This is a genomic window from Exiguobacterium mexicanum (genome assembly GCF_005960665.1).
Classification (GTDB): domain Bacteria; phylum Bacillota; class Bacilli; order Exiguobacteriales; family Exiguobacteriaceae; genus Exiguobacterium; species Exiguobacterium mexicanum_A.
In genome coordinates this window covers 1,256,353-1,277,670 of the sequence record NZ_CP040676.1, presented here as the reverse complement: position 1 = coordinate 1,277,670, position 21,318 = coordinate 1,256,353, and the positions used below count along the sequence as shown (strand labels likewise).

Genomic DNA, 21,318 nt, shown 5'->3' with positions numbered 1-21,318 from the left:
GTAAAAGCCCATTCCTCGGCCGAGGAATGGGCTTTTGTATGCTTTGCTTATTTACGGACTTGGATGAGCGACAAGTAGCGGTCGATCAAGTCATGGTTGAAGTAATCGTGGAACCGGTCCGACTTGAGCGATTGAATCGACTCATGGAAGGTCGCCGGGAGTGACGAGATGCCTTGACTCTCGATTTGTTTGGCCGAGTACTCAAACAAGTCGTCCTCGTTCGGTGATGACGGCTCAAGCTGTTGCTCGATCCCTTCGAGTCCAGCGTAAATCAGGGCCGCGAGGGCGAGATATGGGTTGGCGCTCGGGTCTGGGTTACGGACTTCGACGCGTGTCGCACTGCCGCGTGACGCCGGGATTCGAATCATCGAACTGCGGTTCGACGGGCTCCAACAGATGTTGACCGGTGCCTCGAAGCCTGGAACGAGACGTTCATATGACTCTGGGAGCGGGTTCGTGAAGATGGCCGTCGCACGGGCATGCTTCAAGATGCCTTCGATGAAATGACGGGCTGTGACCGACAGGCCGTAATCCGACTCCGGCTCTTCGAACGCGTTGACCGTCGGATTGCCGTCCTTGTCGTTCTTCCAGACCGAGATGTTGAGGTGCATTCCCGAACCGTTCACGTCGCGGAGCGGTTTCGGCAAGAACGACACTTTCGCGTTTTTCTCTTGGGCTGCCAACGTGACGATTTCTTTGAAGAACTGGATGTTGTCGGCCGTATGCAACGCGTCATCGTACTTGATGCCGATCTCGTGCTGGGCTGGTGCCACTTCATGGTGGACCGCTTCGATGTTGAAGCCGACATCGCTCAACCGGTTGGCGATATGTTGACGTACCTCATAGCCTTTGTCTTCTGAACGTGTCGAGAAGTATCCGGCCTCGTCATAGAACTCTCCGTTCTCGTCGAAGATGAAGAATTCCGGCTCGGCACCGACGAAGATCGAGTATCCGTCACGAGCAGCGCGCTCGAGGGCATCCTTCAAGACGTTGCGCGGGTCGAACTCATACCGTTCCCCGTCTGGCGTGCAGACGTCACAGAAGAACGCGAGGATGCTCTCGTCCCCGTCCTGTTCGTAGCGTGGACGATCTAAATCCGGTCTCAAGAATAGGTCTGAGTTTTTGATGGAAGAAAAACCAGCGATGGATGAACCGTCAAACATCGTCTTCCCTTCAAAAACTTCCGGCAACAATTTTGCAGAGAGAGTCAATAGCTTCAAGTCTCCAAGCACGTCGGAGAAGTACATATGGATTTGAGTGATCCCTTTCTCCTGAGCCGTTTTTTCAATCTCTTCTTGCCTCTTCCTGTTGCCATCCTTGTCAGTTCCGAATAGATTAGCCATGATTCTAAAAAACCTCACTTAAGTTATTTGACAGATCAACACTGTCATGACGTACCTTGCGTACGCTTCTCCTTAAGTCATAACCCACTTTAAAAAATGTTAAACCCCTAATTTGAAACATCAGGCTGACAGTGGCTCATTCCGCCGTCGCTTGTTATGATGGGGAGAGACTGAAAAGAGAGGAAGAACGCTGTGAACATTTTTATGACCGGTGCGACCGGATTTTTAGGAGGACGGCTCGCCCGCGAGTTGATTCATCGAGGCCACACGTTATGTGTCCTCGCCCGCACGCCTGAAAAAGTGGAGGCGATGTTCTCGCAGGACGAACGCCGCTCGATGACAGTGCTGGCCGGGGATTTGACCGCCCCGTTCCTTGGAGCGGACGATGAGTTTATCAAAAAACATGAGCGGAGCTTCGACTTGGTGCTCCACATGGCCGCGCTCGTCAAATTTGACGAGGAGCTCCGCGATGAGCTGTTCGAGACGAACTTGACGGGGACGCAGCAAGCGCTTAACCTCGCGAAAGCTTTGCACTGCCCCCGCTTCTTCCACGTCAGTACGGCCTATACGCTCGGGGCACGCGAGATCGGAGATGAGACGCTGTATGCGACCGATCAGACGTTCCATAACCCGTACGAGGAGAGCAAGGCCCATGCCGAACAAGCCGTCTGGGAAGCCCGGCATGACCTGGCCGTCTCCATTTTCCGGCCCGCCATCATCGTCGGTGACTCGAAGACCGGCGAAGCCGATTCGAAGTTCACGATGTACGGCTATATGCGGGCCCTGGAAGTGTTCAAGCGTCGACTCGAACGCAAAGGCGCGCCTGTCGGTCCGATCCGACTCCTCGGCTCTGAGACGGGCACGTCAAACCTCGTCCCGGTCGACTATGTCGCCGACGTGCTGCTCGCGGCCATCGAACACGCCATGCCGGATACCATTTATAACGTGACGAACGATGCCCCGCCGCGCAACGAGACGATGCTCGAATATATGAAGCAGGCGCTCGAGTTCCCACATTTGAAAATCACCGAGACGGCAACGTCCTCGTTGAGCAACGTCGAGCAGACGTTCAACGAGATGGTAAAAGTGTTCAACCCGTACTTGAACCGCAACATCTCATTCCAGGATGCGAACACGAAACGCCTGTTGCAGGACGCCGGGTTCAAACCGCTCGATTTGAACGAGCGCTCGCTGCGCCGGATCGTGAACGCCTATTACGAGACGAAATGACAACAGCCGGGACTGATCCGTATCAGTTCCGGCTGTTTTTATGATTTGTCGCAAACGAGGACGATCTTCCCGGCTTGGATTTCACCTTCGAGGGACTCGACCATCTCTTTCGTCAGACCGAGGCTCTCAAGCTGATCGATGCGGTCATCCGAGTTTTTCGTGAACTTCGACATGAGCGATTCCCACAATCCTTTTTCAGTGATGCGGTATGGTTGTACACCTGCTTCTGCGGCAAGACGCACCGTCAATTCTTCATCTTTGGCAAATAAGTAAATGTTCTCGTTGACACATCCGCCTGACACCATTCCATTCACTTCATGGTCGACCGAGGTCATATCCCGTACGATTCTTGTTTCTAACATATTCATCCTCCTAAACGTCCGCTGTTCTAAAATCGAATAATATACTATTCCCGAAAAATGAGTCGTAAAACCCATTTTCCGTCAGCGATTTGAAAAAGAGGGACTCAAGAAAACGTGGCGGTCCAGTCATCGATTCCAAAATGATCGACGATGCCTTGGATTCGTGCCCGTTCATCCGGCTCAGACGAGACCCCTTCACGGCTGAGACGGACGATATTGATCCCGGTCTGCCAATCGATCTTCCCCGCCCGATAACCGCCCTGTTGCAACAGGCCGGCGACGATCTCGAGCTTCTCGCGCTCCATCGATTTCAATGTATGGCTCACTCTCACATGCGACACTCCTTCCCGTTCCAAGCCGTATTGTATCATAGGGACGGCAGACAGGTGCGACAGCGATTTCAATGATGCTATACTACTTATAATGAGACAAGGAGTGATGTAGATGCCGAGACAGGATATGAATACGATCATGCTCGACTATATGAATGAGAAAGAGGATTACGAGGCGTTCGCCGCCAAACTGAAGTCGCTTCTCAGTGAACTATTGAATGACGCCGGGATTCAGTTCCACTCGATCGTCGCCCGGGCCAAGGAAGCGGAGAGTCTATATGCCAAACTGTCCCGCAAACCGTACCAATACCGGTCATTGCGCGACGTCCAAGACTTGGCGGGGATTCGGATCGTGACCTATTTCCATGACGACGTCCGGGCCGTGGCCCAAATCCTTGAGGACGAGTTCCGAATCGACCGTGAACAGTCGATTGATAAATCCACCCTGCTCGACCCGAACGAGTTCGGCTACCTCTCGGTCCATTACGTCGTCGGTTTGAGTGACAAGCGGCTCGCCCTCGGAGAGTATCGCCGCTTCGAGGAGAAAGAGGCCGAGATTCAAGTCCGGTCCATCTTGCAACACGCTTGGGCCGAGATTGAGCACGACCTAGGCTATAAAAACCCGAACGCCGTCCCGCCGGAGATCAAACGCAGCTTCAGCCGTGTCGCGGGACTGCTCGAAATCGCTGATTCCGAGTTCGTCAACATCCGCAAGCAGCTGCGGATGTTCGAGCAGGAGACAGTCGAACGGATCGTCGAGTCACCGGACAAAGTGAGCATCACCCGGGACAACTTGAACTATTATATCGCCAATGACGTCACTGTCGAGAAGCTCGATAACGCCATCTTCCAGAGCGACTGGTTGCTCGACACCGACCTGTCGACGATCATCGAATTGACGCGCATGTTCCATTACGCCGAGATTCGCACGTTCCAGGACTTGAGTGACACGCTCGATCGTTACTTCAACCGGGCCATCCAATGTGCGACGCTCTTACCGTCGTCATTATTGCCGCGGCAAGGGATGGGCGTCGTCTACGCAGTCCTCGCCAAGCTGCTCGCCGAAGGGGATGACCAGCAGATCGAGTTCTTCTTCCGCCGCTTCTATCCGGACTTGAAACATTACGATGAAGTCATCCAAGAACTTCGCATCCGTGAAGAGCCATCATAACTTTACAGACTTCATGTTTTTGTTGTAGAATGTTTTTATGTTCTGAAATATATGCAAATAATGATATTTACCTAGGAGGTACGCTTGAGGATGACAACGCCTGTACAAACAGCATCCCGCCGTCAGCTCGTCGCTGATGCTGAGCGAGGGATTCGCATGAACTATCGCGGAGTGAAGAAAAACCTCCGGTCGATGTTCTCTCAATACTTGACGCGCAACGAATTCTTCATCCTTCGTTCGCTTTGTCAAAATAGTCCTCAAATCGCCTCGGCCTTATCGAACGAGTTTCAGTTCTCGGCTTCGATGATTACGGCCCTCGCAGATGAGCTCACGAAAAAAGGGTTGATCTCACGCGAACGTAGCGAACGCGACCGTCGCGTCGTCGAGTTACAGGCGACCGAGGAAGGTCGTGCCTTGTTCGAGACGTTAGAAGATATGAAAATCGAGTACTTGATGGACGTGTTCGAAGACTTTTCAGATGACGAATTGATTCTTCTGTCCAAATTGCTTGATCGAATGGACGCATAAAAACGACTGGGCCCGATTCATTTCGGCCACAGTCGTTTTTCTTGTGTCGTCCTACAAACGAAGAACCCTCTGTCAAGGCAGTTGCCTTGTTCGAGGGTTCTTCGTTTATGCTTTGGCGATTGCCGTGACGACGATCCGGTCACGATATCCGTGTTCCGGGTCATACGGGCCCGCACATGTGATGAGCTGAAGCCGTGTCGCTTGGGTCGCCGCAAAGATCGAGGCGAGCGGAACGTCTTCGAGTCGGTACCGTTCGACGGAGACGACTTCATATTCGATCACCTTTTTGCTACGCTGGAGCGTCACCGATTCTCCGAGGCGCAGTTCGCCAAGGCTTGCGAAGATGGCCGGTCCGCGAAGGTCATCGAGATGGCCGGATAGTACGACGTTACCCGTCGCACCCGCCTTGGCCCCGTAACGATACCATCCGACCACATCAGCGTCTGTCGGCGTATCCATCCGGTCGAGTCGGTCTTTCCCGACCGGTTGGATGACAGCATCGACATCAATTGACGGAATCTTCAGTCGTTTTGGGACGAACGTCTCTGTGTGAAAAGATTGACGATCGATCTCGGTCGCTGACAAGACGAGCGGTTCGGCGAAACCGACGGTCGTCAGTTTCGAGTCCGCGTCCGGTGCGTCCGCGCCCGGTGCGATCATAAGGAACGATAGCGTTCCAATCAAGAGAAGCTTAAGCGTCTTGCTTCTGACGACGAAAGACGTAGAAGCCAGCTGCTGCTGCACCAAGGACCGCTACTGCGAGCAACCAGTTCATTGATGCTGTCTGAGCGAGACCGCCTTGTCCTGTTTCTGGAGCTCCGGCCATTTCACCGCCGTCTGCTGCAAGGAGGACTTCAAACGCTGGTTCGCCTTCAAGGAGTCCGATGGCGAACGCCGTATAGTTTTTGCCGCCTTCGAGGGCAACACCGTCAAGTGCCTTCACGACGTCAGTCGCGCCGGCCGGACGAACTTCGAGGTCATACGTGCCAGCGTCGAGTGTGCCATAGTCGCTGACTGCTTTGAACTCAAGGTTCGAGAAGAGCGGGTCGCCACCTTTAGGGGCTACATCGACTGCCGGTGCGTCAGGTGAGAAGTGAGCGACACGGACTTTCGATTTACCGTCTTCAAAGTTCGCATCGTCTTCCATTGCTGCGATTTCGATGTTTTCAAGTTGGCCGATTGCTGCCGCTGTGTAGAACTTGCCTGCTTCGATCGAGAGGTCTGCCGCAACGACGACCGTCTCGGCATCACCTGCCGGCTTGATCTCAACATTGTAATCTCCAGCCGGGAGTGTCAAATAGTCGGTGAGCGCTTTGAACTCTGCGCCTTCGACTGCGACTTCACCGTTGACGTAGACATCTACCGCCGGTGCATCAGGTGAAGCATGGAGTACACGTACCATCGCGTTCTCGTGTCCATCCGCACTGACCGGTACGATGAGTGCAAACGCCAAGGCGAGTGTACCAAGTAAAGACATCAATTTCTTCATGTGAAATTTCCTCCTTTTTCTGCTTGGGTTGACCGATTGACTGCGTACGACAAGTTTGATACGTGCTACAAAGTGTGCTACATCTGATTGCTATGTAGCTGGTGACATCTTAAATCTAAGACAACGGAGCAATGGCGTAAAGGTGACGGTGTGCTCTGAATATGCCGCTGGGCACATCGAGAAGAAACCGCTTTCTTTACATTACCTGCACTTCCCCTTCACCTTAATGTAAAAACCCCGCAACGCGTAACGTTACGGGGTTGAATGTGCTTTGGCCCAGTCGATGTCGTTTACGAACACCGCATCGACCCCGAGCCGGCGAAACCGTTCGAGGTCATGCACCGTCTTGACGGTATAGGGACGCACGGCGAGCCCTTTTGCTTGCAGCTGTAGGATTTCCTCATCGGTCATCGTCCGGACGTTCGGATGCACGGCGGTCGCCCCGACCTTCGCACAGTACGCCACAAGGTCATAGAGAGGTTGGGCCAAGAGCACCGCACACTCGATATCTGGCGCCAACCGTTTCAAACGTTTGAGCGTCGCATGATTGAATGAAGAGAACACGACTTGTTCAACAGGGACACGTCGGTTACGGATCGTGTCGACCAGGCGCTGCTCAATCCCGGGATACCGTTCGATATCGGTCTTGACCTCGAGGTTCAGTACCACCGACGTCCCTTGACACAAATCGAACAGTTCATCTAACGTCGGAATCTGCTCGTGGACCGCGAACGTGACGCCCGCGTTGACCGCTCGCAGTTCTGATAGCGTCATATCGGCGATCCGCCCTTGACCATCTGTCGTCCGATTGATCGTCTCGTCATGGATGAGGACGAGACGTCCATCTTTCGTCATATGAATGTCCGCTTCAATCCCATCTGCCCCGGCCTCGAGTGCAGCCCGGAACGCTGTCATCGTATTTTCGGGATGGCGGGCCATCACTCCTCGATGCGCGAAGAATCTCATCTGTATTCGCCTCAGTTCGTTTTATATTTGCTCGTCAAGTAGCGGACGAGCGGACGTACCGAGATGTCTTCCCCGGTCACTTGTTTGATCAATTCGTTCGGGGTGAGCGCCTTCCCATGACGATGGACATTGTCTTCGAGCCACTGTTTGATCGGGCCGAACTCGCCACTGCTGACGAGCGATTCAAACTCTGGATGGGCATCACGAAGCGCCTCTGTCAATTGGGCGGCATAGACCAAGCCGAGTGCATAGCTTGGGAAGTAACCGAATGAACCGCCGGCCCAGTGCACGTCTTGCAGGACGCCTTTCGCATCACTCGGGACATCGACACCGAGATATTCCTTATACAGCGCGTTCCATGCCTCTGGTAATTCTTCGACCGAAAGATCGCCTTGGATCAGTTTCTTTTCGAGCTCATAACGGATGATGATGTGCAGACTATACGTCAACTCGTCCGCTTCGATTCGAATGAGAGAGGGTTTCGCCTCGTTCACCCCGGCATAAAACGTCTCGAAAGAAACGTCCTGAAGCGCAGGGTGTTCTGTTTGAAGACGCGGATAGACGCTCTTCAGGAACGCTTCGCTTCGCCCGACAAAATTCTCGAAAAAGAGCGACTGTGATTCATGGATTCCCATCGAGGCCCCGCCTCCGAGCCCGAGCTCGTCGAGTTCCGAGTCGATTTGTTGCTCATACGTGGCATGGCCCGCTTCGTGCATCGTCCCGAACAAGGCGTTGCGGAAGTCGGCCTCGTCATATTTTGTCGTAATGCGCACGTCGCGCCGGTTGATCGTAATCTCGAACGGATGGACCGTCGCGTCGAGTCGGCCCCGTGTCAAATCGTAGTCGACGACACGCATCCAATCCTCGCACAACCGCTGTTGGACCGACTTGTCCATCGCCCAGTCGAGTCCTTGTACAGGTTCCGGCAATTCGCGGATGAGCGGGACGAGTTCGTCCCGGAGCGTCTGGAACAATGCATCGAGCTGTTCGACCGTCATGCCAGGTTCATAGTCGTACAGCAAAGCATCATACGGGTGAGACTCGTAGCCGAAATACTCCGCGAACTTGCGTTGGAACCCGATGATCTTCTCGAGATATGGGGCGAACATGTGCCAGTCATCCTGGTCCTTCGCTTTCTCCCATGCCGTCTCGGCTTCAGAGACGAGCGTCACGTACGCCTGATATTCCGATGAAGGAATTTTAGCGTTCCGCTCATACTGTGTCTTGGCGACGGCGACCGACCGGACTTCAATCGGCGTCAATTCCTCGGTCTCGGTCATTTGCGCGAGCAAGTCTTTGAACGACTCGCTCGTCTGACGCTTGAACGCCTCGGTCGACAGATAGCCGATCGTCTCGGCCCGAAGCGGTGCCGATTGTTCCGGCATCTGGGTGCGCATGTCCCAGTATAGTAAAGAAATCGCCTCATCGAAGGCACGCAATTGTTTGAAATGGTCACGCCACTGCTTTGTTAGTTCCATTCTGATTCCACCCCTATGACAGTTATATCGTTACTTCTTTACTTTAATATAGACGAAGGAAGTTGCCTATTCTTTCGACACATCGGTTTTCCGTTCATATGAGAGCGGCTTCGTCGCCGGCCCCTCCAATACGTTCCCTTTCGTATCGAATCGTGACCCGTGGCAAGGGCAATCCCACGAGCGTTCGGCGTCGTTCCAATTGACCGTACAGCCCATATGCGTGCACCGTGTCGAGACGAGATGGCATTCGTTGTCGAGGTCTCGATAGGCACCGACCTTCTTTCCGTCGACTTGGACGATGCCTCCTTCGTCCAGTTGCAGGTCGTCGAGCGAACCGGGTTTCTCGAGTGAACCTTTGACGAACTGGGTCGCCGTGTCGAGGTTCGTTTTCAAGAACTGACCGACATCCGCCGGCTTGAACTTGGAACGGAGTGGATTTAATAGTTCTCGGAAGCGATTGTCCTGACCGGTCAACAGATCAGCCAAGAGGAGCCCCGAGGCGATCCCGTTCGTCATCCCCCACTTGGCGAATCCCGTCGCGACGAACACATCCGGCTCCCGGCTAAACATCTGTCCGACATAGGGGAGATGGTCGAGTGTGATCAAGTCTTGTGAGGACCAACGGAAGCTGGCCTTCTTCGTTTCGAACACGTCATGGGCGAACCGCTCGAGCCGGTCATAACGCGAGCGTGTCTCCGTCACGTGACCACTCAAGTGACCCTCCCCTCCGACGAGCATGTACGTCTTCTCCCCTTCCTGAAACGTACGGAACGACCGACTCGGTGAATCGACGCTCAAATACATCCCCTCAGGCACGCTTTGCTCGGTCTCGCAAGCGACGATATAAGAGCGTTCGACCTCGAACTTCGAGAAATAAAGTCCCCGGATATCATTGAACGGGTAATGGGTGGCGACGACGACTTGGTTCGCCTGGACCCGCCGCTCCGTCGATGTCGTGACGATCGGTCGGGGCCCGGAGCTGATCTCAGTCGCCCGCGTCTTCTCATGGAGTCGACCGCCCGCCTCAACGAAACGATCGGCTAGCTCGTTCAAGTACTTGACCGGGTGGAATTGGCCTTGGTCCCGGATGACAAGGGCCTGTTTCACTTGGAGCGGGAGCGCGGCATTCACTTCCTCCTTCGCGTCCCCGCCTGCGAGGTCGAGCTGCTCATACGCCTCCCGTTCGGCGACGAGTTGGCTCGATCCGTCGATAGAATATAAGTAAGAATCTTTCGTCTCGTAATCGATGTCGAAACCGTCCGCGACCTGGCCCTGCAAATAGCGAAGGGCCTCTTGATTGAACTCATAATAAAGCCGGGCCGTCTCATGATTGAACGTTCGAATCAATTTGGAGTAAACGGTCCCGTGCTGCACGGAACATTTCGCCGTCGTATGACCGGTCGTCCCCCGTCCGACCTCGGCCGCCTCGAGCAGGACGACTTGTTTACCGCGTCGCTGTAGTTCGTAGGCTGTCACGAGCCCGGCGATGCCCGCTCCAATGACGACGACGTCACATGAGACCGAGCTTTCTAACTTTGGATACGGGACGGTCTCGTCGTGTTGACGCCACAGGGAATTGGTGAATGGATAACGATGCATGAAGGTGCCTCCTTTAGTAGGTTGAGTGTCTGTTATTGTGTATACCCATTACACTTCATTTCATACGCGTCAATTATTGACCTGATTCTTTATTTTGATGACGATTTCAATAGGCTCCATCCATTATGGTAGAAAAGTAAACAATGAAGGAGCGATTACATAGTGAAACGAAACCGAAGACACCGTAGAAAGACGTACATCATGAGGCGATTGACCGTCGGCCTCGCCTTGATCGGACTACTCGCCATCATCCCTGCCCTAATCGGCTTCAAGCAAGACTCAGAACCAAAAGCAGAACCATCCGCTCCGGTAGCCGTCCCCGTCAAATCCGGACCAACTTTCCCGGAGATTCCAATCAAGGAATGGACACATCAACCGATTGCAGCAGCCGATACACCGGATCTGCTCGTCGGGTCGATGGCGTTCGTCAATTTGACGGACGGTCAGATTTTAGTGGATAAGAACGCATCGGAACGCGTCTTTCCCGCTAGTACGACAAAACTGATGACCGCCCTCCTCGCTTATGAGACGGCAGTCGACAAAGACGAGCTCGACAAAGACGTGGTCACCGTGAAACAGTCGACACTCGATATCCCGTGGGACAGTCACATCGTCCATCTCGCAGTCGGTGACCGACTCACTGTCCGCCAGGCGCTCTATGCGACGTTACTCGAGTCGGGGAATGACGCCGCCAATAGCCTCGCAGAATACGTAAGCGGTTCGACATCCGAGTTCGTCGACTTGATGAACGCCCGTTCGAAAGTACTCGGGTTGACCGGGACCCAATTTCGGAATGCGCACGGCTACTCCGACCCGGAACACTTTACGACTGCACTCGACATGGCTAAAATCACTTACGCGTTCGGCACGTATCCAGAGCTAGTCGACATCGCCGGGACGTACGAATACGAGGCGAAGTTTGTCGATCAGGACGGAGATTTGAAACGACGTTGGTGGTATCATCTCGGATCAGCCATCAACAAGCGGAGCATCCACTATTCGAAGCTTGTCACCGCAACGAAAACCGGATATACGGACGAATCAGGCTACACGATGGTGTTCTTGATGGAACGCGACGGCAAACAATACGCTTTGGTAACCATGCAGGCCAAGTCAGGACAGACGTTCCCGACGATGCGTACGGTTGAACAGATTGCTTTCGGCATTACTTATGAATAAATGGACATCAACCACCCGCTCTTCCCTGTACAGGGAAGAGCGGGTGGTTGTGTTAAAACATCAGAAAATAGACGAGTTATATGACAATCAGATGACACAGGGATAACACCTATATGACTAATTGTCAGAATATTTAAGCTTTAACCGTGAAAAATATCGGCCTTATCCATTGATACAATGCGCTTTAGAGCCATTTTTATGAAAAGATGACAGTTTGCAATGATTGAGTAGGTCCGTTATGGTTAGTCACAAGTTCGCCGAGTCATTCAAGTTTGACGCATTTGTGTGAGATTCACACATGGTTGGACTACGATTGATAAAACGACAACAATTGAACACGTACAGGAGGTAATCAAATGTTATGGCAAGAATGGGTATCCATCGCGCTTTATCTCGTGATGATGCTCCTCATCGGATACGTCGCCTATAAGCGAACGACCGATTCATCAGATTATATGTTAGGTGGCCGTAAAATGGGGCCAGGTGTTACCGCCATGTCAGCCGGAGCTTCGGATATGAGTGGTTGGATGTTAATGGGACTTCCGGGCGCAATGTACGCTACGGGATTATCAGCGATTTGGTTAGCCGTTGGATTGGTCATCGGAGCTTACTTGAACTACTTGTTAGTCGCTCCCCGTCTACGCGTCTTCACGGAGATGGCAAATGACTCGATCACGATTCCTGACTTTTTAGAGAATCGGTTCCGAGATCACTCGAACTGGCTACGGATCCTGTCTGCATCCGTTATCATCATCTTCTTCACGTTCTACACGTCAGCCGGACTTGTGTCTGGTGGGAAGTTGTTCGCAAGCTCGTTCGGGCTTGACTATCAGATGGGCGTCATCGTGACGATTAGCGTCGTCATTCTTTATACGCTCTTCGGTGGTTTTACAGCCGTTAGTTGGACGGACTTTGCACAAGGTGTCATCATGTTTCTTGCGCTCGTCCTCGTCCCAATCGTCGCTTTGACAGACGTCGGTGGTGTTTCTAACGCCGTCAACACGGCCACGACGCTCAACACGGATTTGTTCGACCTCTTTAAAGGGACGTCGACGCTCGGGATTATCGGTCTCCTCGCTTGGGGACTTGGTTACTTCGGTCAACCGCACATCATCGTCCGCTTTATGGCGATCCGTGATGTGAAATCATTGAAGACGGCACGCCGTATCGGTATGGGCTGGATGACAGTCTCGATCATCGGTGCCGTTATGACAGGTCTCGTCGGAATCGCCTACTTCCGTGGTCAAGGAAATGCCCTGGCTGACCCGGAAACGGTGTTCATCCGCTTCTCAGAAGTATTGTTCCACCCGTTCATCACTGGATTCTTGCTCGCTGCGATTCTAGCAGCGGTCATGTCGACCGTATCGTCACAGCTTCTCGTGACATCGTCAGCGTTGACAGAAGACTTCTATCGCAAGTTCTTCAATAAAGAAGCAAGTGAGAAGACGATGGTTCTCGCCGGTCGAATCGGTGTCTTAACGGTCGGAGTTGTCGCGACTCTCATGTCGCTCAGCCCGTCGAACACGATTTTGACGCTCGTCGGCTATGCATGGGCAGGCTTCGGTTCAGCCTTTGGTCCAGCGATTCTGTTGTCGCTCTATTGGAACAAGATGACGCGTCAAGGTGCCCTCGCCGGAATCCTTGTCGGTGCCATTACGGTCATCCTTTGGATCGTGACTGGACTCTCGAGCGTGATTTATGAGATGGTGCCAGGCTTCTTCCTCAGTATGCTTGCCATCGTTCTCGTCAGCACGTTCACGAGCCAACGTGAACAAAAACGAATCAACCGTGAATTCAGTGAAATGGAAGCTGAACTCGCCGTTGCGAAAAAAGAATAACATCAATCAAAAACGCGGGCCGAACGGCTCGCGTTTTTTTTGTTGCGCACGGTCACGTATCTTTACTCTAACGCGGCTTGTTTTATAGAACATTGTGATCAATGCATTAAAGAAAAGCCCGCAGATATCATATCTGCGGGCTTGAGACTCGATTACATCGCTCTCGCCATGAACCATAATTGAATGAAAAATGGTACCAACACAAGGACGAGCATTGCATTGCGCATCCATCGGTTACGGTTCCAATAGTACGCCATCAAGACGAACGGATGTAGCGCCGTCAGCTGATATGGGTTGAACCAGAACCAGGTGAGCATCAAGACGATAAAAAAATATAACACAGAGCGTTGTTTCGTGGTGCGCCATTCGCGCCACATGTCGAACGCCCCTTTGAAGAATACGATAAACGTCACGATCCAAAACACCATCACAATGATACTATTCAATGACTAGACCACCTTCATGAGACATTTTCAATATAGAACCCGCCCCAGTAAATATGTCGATACGTGTATTCTTTACCACTCTCTGCCGTGATGATGATTTCATCCTCTGTCAATACGAGCACATGGACTGGAATCTCACCTTTTCGTAACATCGGGCTAAACAGTTGAAACTGTTTGTTCAACCATTTCCGCTCCGAGAAGTCACGGTAATGATGCAAGGCGAGCGACGGATGAACCAAGAACACACCAATGATCAAAGCGATGGCTCCCGGTGAGGCGGCCACTTCAAGCAGTAACGAGAGGACGAGCAGAAGCGATAAGACCGCATAACCGAACTCAAGGAGCTCCATCAAAGAGGCTCGACCGGCAATCACGTACTGCATGACGCGGAAGGCAACGTACAGTAACAGACTGACCATCACATACTGGGTGAACGGAGCGCTACTCATCTCAACGTCCAAATAGAACAAGATCGGCAGTAACATGACCCACTTCCATAATTGTAAGGCGAGGTAAAACAATGTTTGATCGATGAAACGACGATTGTGTACGAGCCGTTGCATATCCATGTTTCCCACCTCCGATTAAAAGATGTGATCTTATCGATATCATTCCCTGAATCAAAGATTGATAACAACGATTTACACGTCAACCGGATATTTCTTTTTGTTCGATGAGCGTGGCGTTCAGGAGTCCCCCGAGAAGGATGACCGAGGCCGCCAGGTAAAACCAGATCAACAAGATGATAAAGGCACCGAGCTGACCGTAAAACTGTTCATAGTTTGCATACTGTGAATAGTAGCTGAATACGTTCGAAACTGTCAAGATGCCGATTGTCGCAAAAGCCGCCCCGGCCCAGCTGTCTCGGAATGTACCGCGATGGCTCGGCAACCACTTATAGACGAGCAGGAAGACACTGAACAGGATGAGTGTCCCGATGATCCAACGGAAGTAGAACCAAATCTGGGCATATCGGGCGACGATGTCATCGATAAAGATGATATGGGTCGCCAACTCTCGTAGCGCCGTCTCGATGACCGGGACGAGCAACGAGAACGGCAAAACGAACATGAGCGCGAGCGTCACGGCGATGTCTTGCAACACCCCGCGCCAGAACGCTTTGTTTCGGATCAGTCGATAGGCGTCGTTTAAGGAGCGAACGAGCGATTGGACGGCCATCGAAGAGATCCAAAGTGCCGGTAAGATGCTGAGCGAGGCCAAGCGTAGTCTCGAATCATCAAAAATGGCCTCGATGTTCCCTTGTAACAATCGATAACTCGCCTCGGGCATCACCAAAGACAACGCCGAGATGACGTCTCCGCTCGAGAACGGCAGCCACCCGACGATACCGAGGACGAACAATAGAAATGGGAATGTGGACAGGATGAAATAGTAAGCCAACATCGCGGCTTGATCGAAGAATCGTTCGGCAAAAAATCGTTTGAATGTGTGAAGAAAGGGTTGTATCATGTCGTGCGCTCTTTTCTATTTTTATTATATAAATGCGGTACGTGAAATAAAAAGATTTAACAAGCAAAGGCAAGGCTGGCGCTGTACGTCAATCCTTGCCTTACGCTCAACTAATATTCTCTCGTTTCGCTTCCCATGCTTCGACGTGCTCTTTCCCTGGTAGCTCGACGTCGTCCCGATTGAACACCGGATCGCGCCCTGCTCGTTTCTGGGCCACGTAATCATCAAGCAACAGTTTTGCGACTTTACTGAGCCGGAAGATGGCGTACATGTTGACGAGTGCCATCAGACCCATGAAGATGTCGGCGATCGACCAGACAAGCCCGGCCGAACGGACCGAACCGAACAACACCATCCCGATGACGGCGATCCGGTAAATGACGAGATACACTTTCCGTTCCGAGATGAACTCGATGTTCGTCTCCCCGTAATAATAGTTTGCCAAGATCGAGCTGAAGGCGAACAATAAAATCGCGATCGTCATGAGCGATGTCGCGACCGGCCCGATCTCGGTGAGGAGCGCCTCTTGGGCAAGTTCGATGCCTTGGAAATCTTCTGAACCTGGCACGCCGGAGATGAGGACGATCATCGCCGTCGCCGTACAGATAAAGAGCGTATCGACGAACACGCTGAGTGACTGAATGAGACCTTGCTTGACCGGGTGACTGACCTCGGCGGTCGCAGCCGCGTTCGGGGCCGACCCCATCCCCGCCTCGTTCGAGAACAAGCCTCGGCGAATCCCTTGCAAGACGGCCGCACCGACCGCTCCGCCAAGCAGTTGTCGGAACCCGAGCACACCTTCTGAGAAAATGGCCGAGAATACGGCCGGGACGACCTCCAAATTCGTCAAGACGACCCACAGGGCGAGCAAGATATAACCGCCAGCCATGATTGGGACGATAATCCCTGACAGCGTCGAGATGGACCGGATCCCACCGAAGATGACGATCCCCGTCACGACAGCCAAAATAATTCCGATCCAAAGCGTATCGATCTCGAAGACGTTGTTGACCGACAAGGCGATCGTGTTGGCCTGGACCGAGTTGAATGCAAATCCAAACGCGAACGTGATCAGAATGGCGAAAACGACGCCGAGCCATCGCTGGCCGAGCGCCCGTTCGATATAGTAGGCCGGTCCGCCGCGCCACGCCTTGCCGTCATGCACTTTGTACACTTGGGCGAGCGTGCTCTCGACGAACGCTGACGCCGAACCAATCAACGCGATGAGCCACATCCAAAACACGGCACCCGGTCCCCCGAGTGCGATCGCGGTCGAGACGCCGGCGATATTCCCGGTCCCGACCCGTGCTGCCGTCCCGATGGCGAACGCCTGGAACGACGATACTTGTCCTTTTTCGTGCTTGATCCCTTTGACGAATAACAGCTTGAACATCTCAGGCAGCATCCGGAACTGGACGAACCCCATCCGAATCGTGAAATAAAGCCCACCGGCAATCAATACAAAAATAAGTACGTACGTCCATAACAAATCATTCGCCTGCATGACGAGCTCGCGAATGTCCATGCGCATCCCCTCCTTTTACGGAGTTATTACCCGCTCGACGGACCGCAGAAACGAGACGGTCAGCGCGAAGCCTCTTCTAGTATGCGTTCACAGAGCGCATGCGTCGTCAGACTATCAGCAGCGAGCACCGACTCGTTCGGTTCGCCGTTCAGTAACTTGATGAACGCATCGATCATCGTCGTGAAGCCGCGACGCATAAGGTTCGACTCCCACGGACTCAGAGCCCGCTCGAGCATGCCGTCGCGCGTGAAGTCATACACGCGCTCGACGTCGCGGGACACCCGCTTCAGACGCGGAGACATCACTTCCATCACTTCTTCCGTACAACCGTTGTCGCGGTTCATGATCCCGAGCGCTTCGATCCCACCCGCCGTGAATTGAATCTGCAACTGTTTCAGCGTCTCTCCTTCATAGCGCGTCCGCACCGACAAATTCTCAACCGGTGCGAGCCTCGTCAAGTAACGGAGCGTGTCGACGACGTGGACGAAATCCTCGATGATGAACTCTCGGAGCGTCGCCGGTTGATACGTGCGATTCTTTTGAATGAGGACGAGGTTTTGGTCCGTGACTTCCTTCAAGGCCGCCGTCGCCGTCGCGAAACGACGATTGAAGCCGGTGACGAGTTCGACCCCGTTGTCTGCCGCGAGCCGCACGAGCCGCTCCGTCTCGTCGAGCGAGAACGTGACCGGCTTATCGATGAACACATGGACGCCCCGCTCGAGCACGTAGCCGACCTGGTCCGCGTGGGCCGACGTCGTCGAATGGATCAACACGCCATCCACCTCATCGAGCGGCACGTCTTGTAACGACCGGTAATGGCCGCTGAATCGGTATTTGTCGACGAGCTGCCCCGCTTTCGCCTCATCTCTCGAGACGAGATAGACGTCCACCCCTTCTAATCCGGCATAAACCGGTAAATACGCTTTTTTCGCGACATCCCCTAACCCAACAACCACGATCTTCATTTCAACTTCTCTCCTCTTCGATGGACTGAACAAAACCCCATGGCGTACGCCCGGGGTCGATGGTTCACTTAATGGACGGCAAGAATCTCAAAACTCGTGATCGGCTTGCGAATCGCATCCGACACGATTTGATATAGGTCGGCGAGTTGCTCATTATCCTTTAAATCTGGCGTCCGGTCGAGCTCGACTTCACACGTTCGTGTCGTCTGTTCCTTATCTTGAAACGCATATTCAATCGTATATGTCTGCATGATATGTCTCCTCTCAAGCGATGTATACGTATGTATAGCCTGAAACGAAATGATTGAAACACCTCGGGTGTGCGACTCAAATCGCTCGAGAGCCCCCTGTTCGACCCGTTCTCCCCCATTGTACCATTCTTACCTAGGGCGACGCCTCCCCCATCTGTGACAAAATCTGTCTCGTTTGTCGGAAGCACGATTAAAACCGCCTCCAATCCGTTTGCTTGAAAATGTGGGCGAAGATTCCTAGAATGGACAAGTATGCATCAAAGACATAGGAGTTTTAACATGAAAAACAATCTTACTTATCTTGCCTTCCCGCTGGCCATGCTGTTGTTGGCCGGTTGCACGAACGAGACAGAACCGAATCCCGAGTCGAAGACGGAATCTCAGGAACAGGTTACCGTTGAGACGGAGCCCCCTGACCAGACCGAAACGAACGATCACTTCACGGGCTACGACTTGATTGAAGTCGAGGGTGGAGATTTGTCAGGCGACCGCGAGCATAATGTCGTCGTCGATATCGGATACGGGGAACGCGAGTACTGGGCGTTCACGAACGAGCACGGACAACTCGTGAAAGTGCTCGCCGACGAGATCGTCTTGCAAGATGATGAGCTCGAGGACGTCACGTCTTCGGGTCGCTATTATTCAGACGAGGCGAAAGTGCCTGGTGTCGAGCATCGCGACCTCGACGAAGGGCACGTCATCGCCGATTCGCTCGGCGGCGTCTCGAACGCCTTCAACATCACTCCGCAGGACAGCACGCTCAACCGCCACGGGGACCAGGCGTACATGGAGAGCGTGATCCGGAGCGCAGGCGGCGCGACCGACTTCGAGGCCATCATCACCTATCCGGATACGGAGACGCAAATCCCTTCACACTATGAGTACACATACACTGTCAAAGGAAATGTTATTATCGATTCGTTCGACAACGTGAACCCGGACGAGGTGAACGAGTCGCTCGGGCTGACCGAGAGTGCGACTGAAGCCGAGTCCGTGTCTGAAGACGGTGACGTCGCGAGCATCGATATGAATGGGAACGGCCAAGTGACGATCCAAGAAGCAAAAGATGCCGGGTTCAGCATGCCGATCACAAGCGATCATTGGCTCTATCCTTACATGCATGACAATGATGGCGACGGGATGGTCGGAGAATAAGCTATCGGGATCACCCACAACGATATGAAAGAATCATCGACGTCACGCTCTTCCTGATCAAAGGGAGAGCGTTTTTTTATGGCGCGTCGATATGAGATTGAATTGTCGGCCCTTCGATATTGTAAAACATAAAATCAAGCAAAAAAAGGACCATAGACGAGTGTCTACGATCCTTCGACCAATTGTTATTTTGAGTCAGCCGACTCAACAGGACATCTCGGCGGACGCTTGCCGAAAAACTGGTAGTACTGTTTATAACATTCCATCCGTTATCAATCACCATCTCTTGATATCCATACGAAGTAAAATGATTGGGTTGACACCATTAATTATCCACCTAGTCTGCAATGCAGTGTGCAATGCAATATAAATACGATTCTGTGCAATATGGTTTATATAATTTAATAAAACAAATCATTATCCTGTATTATAATAGTAACTCTATACTTAAACGATGCCTTTATACATAAACGCTAAATATCTTGGGTATTCGGATTTCATGGTGGAAAAGGGCTTATAAATCACCCTTCTCCAAATTCTTAATAAGTGTGGAAAAATCGACACCAAAGTTGTCTGTAATGTCGTGATCATTCACTTCATACCAATTGAAAGTATCGTATAACATAGCTTTATTGAAAGCACTTGAATTAAATCGTGGCTTACGCTTTTTATGGAGCTTCTCATTGAAAAGGATTTTGGCTCGTAAGGCATCAAACGAGTAACCTCTACCCATTCGCTCTACCTGCCTAATAATGCTGTTAATTGACTCCGTATAAGCATTAGTGAGCCTTTTATCAAAGTAGTTGAATATTTCGACATGCCAGTTGTCTACGGCTCTCACGAGGTCTTTATATGCGTCTTTAGAGTTGCTGGACATGCAACGGTGTCTCCATTGACTATAACGAAGATGACCTTCATCTGGATCAGGAGTATCCCATATCCAGTAAAACTCTTCTTTGAGTTCATAGGCTTCTTTTAAAGCAGGAAGATTACCTAACCAAGTATCTAAGAGGAATGATTCACGTTCATTTAGATCGTGTTTACGCTTTAGAAGGATAAACCTTTCACGCATAAGGGTACGTCTTTCTTTTTGGCTCATATGGGCTTTCAAAGACTTTCTGACGTTATCTAAGGCTTGATTAGCCATTCTAACTACATGAAACTTATCTACGACAACTTTAGCGTGTGGAAGGATAGTGTTCACTGCGTCTTTGTAGGGCTTCCACATATCCATTGTGACGTACTCAATGTAAGTCCTGTCACTGATTTCTGAAAGACGTTGGATGACTGTTTCCTTGTTACGGTTAGGCTTGATGTCATAAATAGTCCTGCGTTCAATATTAGTCAATACAAGCCGAGGTCTACGGATAATATGTATCTCGTCTATCCCAAGCCACTTAGGAGTTTCAAACTGGTATTCACGTTCTTTGAGTGCCACATAGTCCTTAAAAACGTTCCTAATGGTTTTCTCGTCAACACCAACGCTTTCTGCGACTTCTACAAAGGTCTTAGACATGGATTGCTCTTGAATGGACTTTAAAAGCCTTTTGGTCATACTACGCTTTTCATCTACAGATATTAGGCGTTCCCAGAAGGTAGATCCGCATTCACGACACTTGTATCGTCTACGGTTCAATTGTAAGCCCACTCGCTTTTAACGAATGGGCAAATCCATAATTAGTTGATTTCTTGAACTGTGTTTGTACAACTTGTCAAAACCACATTCAGGACAACGTTCAGGTGGTCCGACTGCTTCAACTTTAAATATCATATCGGTTTCATTTTCTTGTGGCGGTTCTATTGTTTTAATGTCTGGTAGGGATAATAAGTCTGACATATTATTCATCCTTTATTACTCTGCGGTGTTAAGGTATCAATTATAGATTTGATGTCGAAATCATCAGTGTTAAATTATTTTTGTGACCACAAATGCACTTAGAAAATCCCTTAAAGCATTAGCTGGTTCACTTGAATAGGGAGTTGTAAAAAAG

The 21,318-nt window shown here is 51.8% G+C and carries 20 protein-coding genes and 1 pseudogene; 6 read left to right on the top strand and 15 right to left on the bottom strand.

Annotated features, from left to right (window positions below):
* Positions 1 to 47 precede the first annotated feature (47 nt).
* The gene (locus FED52_RS06975; RefSeq protein ID WP_138859400.1) at positions 48 to 1,343 is read right to left on the bottom strand and encodes a glutamine synthetase family protein; all 1,296 of its coding nucleotides are present in this window, start codon (positions 1,341 to 1,343) and stop codon (positions 48 to 50) included.
* 192 nt (positions 1,344 to 1,535) lie between these two features.
* Here FED52_RS06975 and FED52_RS06970 point away from each other — a divergent pair, with 192 nt between their 5' ends.
* Positions 1,536 to 2,573, top strand: a complete 1,038-nt coding sequence (locus tag FED52_RS06970) for an SDR family oxidoreductase (RefSeq protein WP_138859399.1) — start codon at positions 1,536 to 1,538, stop codon at positions 2,571 to 2,573.
* A gap of 38 nt (positions 2,574 to 2,611) precedes the next feature.
* Here FED52_RS06970 and FED52_RS06965 read toward each other — a convergent pair whose 3' ends face one another.
* Both FED52_RS06965 and FED52_RS06960 read right to left on the bottom strand, forming a co-directional pair.
* Entirely contained in the window at positions 2,612 to 2,935 is a 324-nt protein-coding gene (locus tag FED52_RS06965; RefSeq protein WP_232819557.1) for a YflT domain-containing protein, read from the bottom strand.
* Positions 2,936 to 3,039: 104 nt separating this feature from the next.
* A complete protein-coding gene (locus FED52_RS06960; protein ID WP_138859398.1) occupies positions 3,040 to 3,267 on the bottom strand; it encodes a hypothetical protein in 228 nt (75 codons plus the stop codon).
* Between the two features lie 112 nt (positions 3,268 to 3,379).
* Between FED52_RS06960 and FED52_RS06955 the strand changes: the two genes are divergently transcribed.
* Positions 3,380 to 4,438 carry a GTP pyrophosphokinase gene (locus tag FED52_RS06955; RefSeq protein WP_205729364.1) on the top strand — a complete coding sequence of 353 codons (1,059 nt, stop codon included), beginning with the start codon at positions 3,380 to 3,382 and terminating at the stop codon, positions 4,436 to 4,438.
* A gap of 90 nt (positions 4,439 to 4,528) precedes the next feature.
* Positions 4,529 to 4,966 (top strand): MarR family winged helix-turn-helix transcriptional regulator, encoded by a 438-nt coding sequence (locus FED52_RS06950; protein ID WP_034777659.1) that lies wholly within the window; start codon positions 4,529 to 4,531, stop codon positions 4,964 to 4,966.
* A 105-nt stretch (positions 4,967 to 5,071) separates the two neighbouring features.
* Here the strand turns inward: FED52_RS06950 and FED52_RS06945 are convergent, their stop codons facing one another.
* The 5 genes from FED52_RS06945 to FED52_RS06925 form a co-directional block, all read right to left on the bottom strand.
* A complete protein-coding gene (locus FED52_RS06945) occupies positions 5,072 to 5,710 on the bottom strand; it encodes a class F sortase (RefSeq protein ID WP_240731325.1) in 639 nt (212 codons plus the stop codon).
* On the bottom strand, positions 5,658 to 6,455 hold the full coding sequence (locus tag FED52_RS06940) for a DUF4397 domain-containing protein (RefSeq protein WP_138859397.1): 798 nt from the start codon (positions 6,453 to 6,455) through the stop codon (positions 5,658 to 5,660). Before FED52_RS06940 ends, FED52_RS06945 begins: the two co-directional genes overlap by 53 nt.
* A gap of 252 nt (positions 6,456 to 6,707) precedes the next feature.
* A complete protein-coding gene (locus tag FED52_RS06935; RefSeq protein WP_138859396.1) occupies positions 6,708 to 7,421 on the bottom strand; it encodes a glycerophosphodiester phosphodiesterase in 714 nt (237 codons plus the stop codon).
* 11 nt (positions 7,422 to 7,432) lie between these two features.
* Positions 7,433 to 8,899, bottom strand: a complete 1,467-nt coding sequence (locus tag FED52_RS06930; RefSeq protein WP_138859395.1) for a carboxypeptidase M32 — start codon at positions 8,897 to 8,899, stop codon at positions 7,433 to 7,435.
* 66 nt (positions 8,900 to 8,965) lie between these two features.
* A complete protein-coding gene (locus FED52_RS06925; RefSeq protein ID WP_138859394.1) occupies positions 8,966 to 10,498 on the bottom strand; it encodes an FAD-dependent oxidoreductase in 1,533 nt (510 codons plus the stop codon).
* Positions 10,499 to 10,699: 201 nt separating this feature from the next.
* Between FED52_RS06925 and FED52_RS06920 the strand changes: the two genes are divergently transcribed.
* Together FED52_RS06920 and putP are read left to right on the top strand one after the other, a co-directional pair.
* Positions 10,700 to 11,677 carry a D-alanyl-D-alanine carboxypeptidase family protein gene (locus FED52_RS06920; RefSeq protein WP_138859393.1) on the top strand — a complete coding sequence of 326 codons (978 nt, stop codon included), beginning with the start codon at positions 10,700 to 10,702 and terminating at the stop codon, positions 11,675 to 11,677.
* 356 nt (positions 11,678 to 12,033) lie between these two features.
* Complete coding sequence (gene putP, locus FED52_RS06915; RefSeq protein WP_138859392.1) at positions 12,034 to 13,515, top strand: sodium/proline symporter PutP; 1,482 nt, start codon at positions 12,034 to 12,036, stop codon at positions 13,513 to 13,515.
* Between the two features lie 152 nt (positions 13,516 to 13,667).
* Here the strand turns inward: putP and FED52_RS06910 are convergent, their stop codons facing one another.
* The 6 genes from FED52_RS06910 to FED52_RS06885 all read right to left on the bottom strand — a co-directional run bounded on the left by FED52_RS06910 (position 13,668) and on the right by FED52_RS06885 (position 18,172).
* On the bottom strand, positions 13,668 to 13,961 hold the full coding sequence (locus FED52_RS06910) for a hypothetical protein (RefSeq protein WP_233004283.1): 294 nt from the start codon (positions 13,959 to 13,961) through the stop codon (positions 13,668 to 13,670).
* Between the two features lie 14 nt (positions 13,962 to 13,975).
* Positions 13,976 to 14,530 carry a hypothetical protein gene (locus FED52_RS06905; RefSeq protein WP_138859391.1) on the bottom strand — a complete coding sequence of 185 codons (555 nt, stop codon included), beginning with the start codon at positions 14,528 to 14,530 and terminating at the stop codon, positions 13,976 to 13,978.
* 79 nt (positions 14,531 to 14,609) lie between these two features.
* Positions 14,610 to 15,431: a YihY/virulence factor BrkB family protein gene (locus tag FED52_RS06900; RefSeq protein ID WP_034777670.1), complete on the bottom strand. Its 822-nt coding sequence runs from the start codon at positions 15,429 to 15,431 to the stop codon at positions 14,610 to 14,612.
* A 106-nt stretch (positions 15,432 to 15,537) separates the two neighbouring features.
* On the bottom strand, positions 15,538 to 16,956 hold the full coding sequence (locus FED52_RS06895; RefSeq protein ID WP_205729363.1) for an alanine/glycine:cation symporter family protein: 1,419 nt from the start codon (positions 16,954 to 16,956) through the stop codon (positions 15,538 to 15,540).
* Between the two features lie 59 nt (positions 16,957 to 17,015).
* The gene (locus tag FED52_RS06890; RefSeq protein WP_138859389.1) at positions 17,016 to 17,921 is read right to left on the bottom strand and encodes a Gfo/Idh/MocA family protein; all 906 of its coding nucleotides are present in this window, start codon (positions 17,919 to 17,921) and stop codon (positions 17,016 to 17,018) included.
* A 68-nt stretch (positions 17,922 to 17,989) separates the two neighbouring features.
* On the bottom strand, positions 17,990 to 18,172 hold the full coding sequence (locus FED52_RS06885; RefSeq protein WP_034777673.1) for a hypothetical protein: 183 nt from the start codon (positions 18,170 to 18,172) through the stop codon (positions 17,990 to 17,992).
* Positions 18,173 to 18,451: 279 nt separating this feature from the next.
* Between FED52_RS06885 and FED52_RS06880 the strand changes: the two genes are divergently transcribed.
* Positions 18,452 to 19,327 carry a DNA/RNA non-specific endonuclease gene (locus FED52_RS06880; RefSeq protein WP_138859388.1) on the top strand — a complete coding sequence of 292 codons (876 nt, stop codon included), beginning with the start codon at positions 18,452 to 18,454 and terminating at the stop codon, positions 19,325 to 19,327.
* 514 nt (positions 19,328 to 19,841) lie between these two features.
* On the opposite strand, the pseudogene FED52_RS06875 reads toward FED52_RS06880, so the two are convergent.
* Positions 19,842 to 21,164: pseudogene (locus tag FED52_RS06875) on the bottom strand (ISL3 family transposase).
* Positions 21,165 to 21,318: the final 154 nt, after the last annotated feature.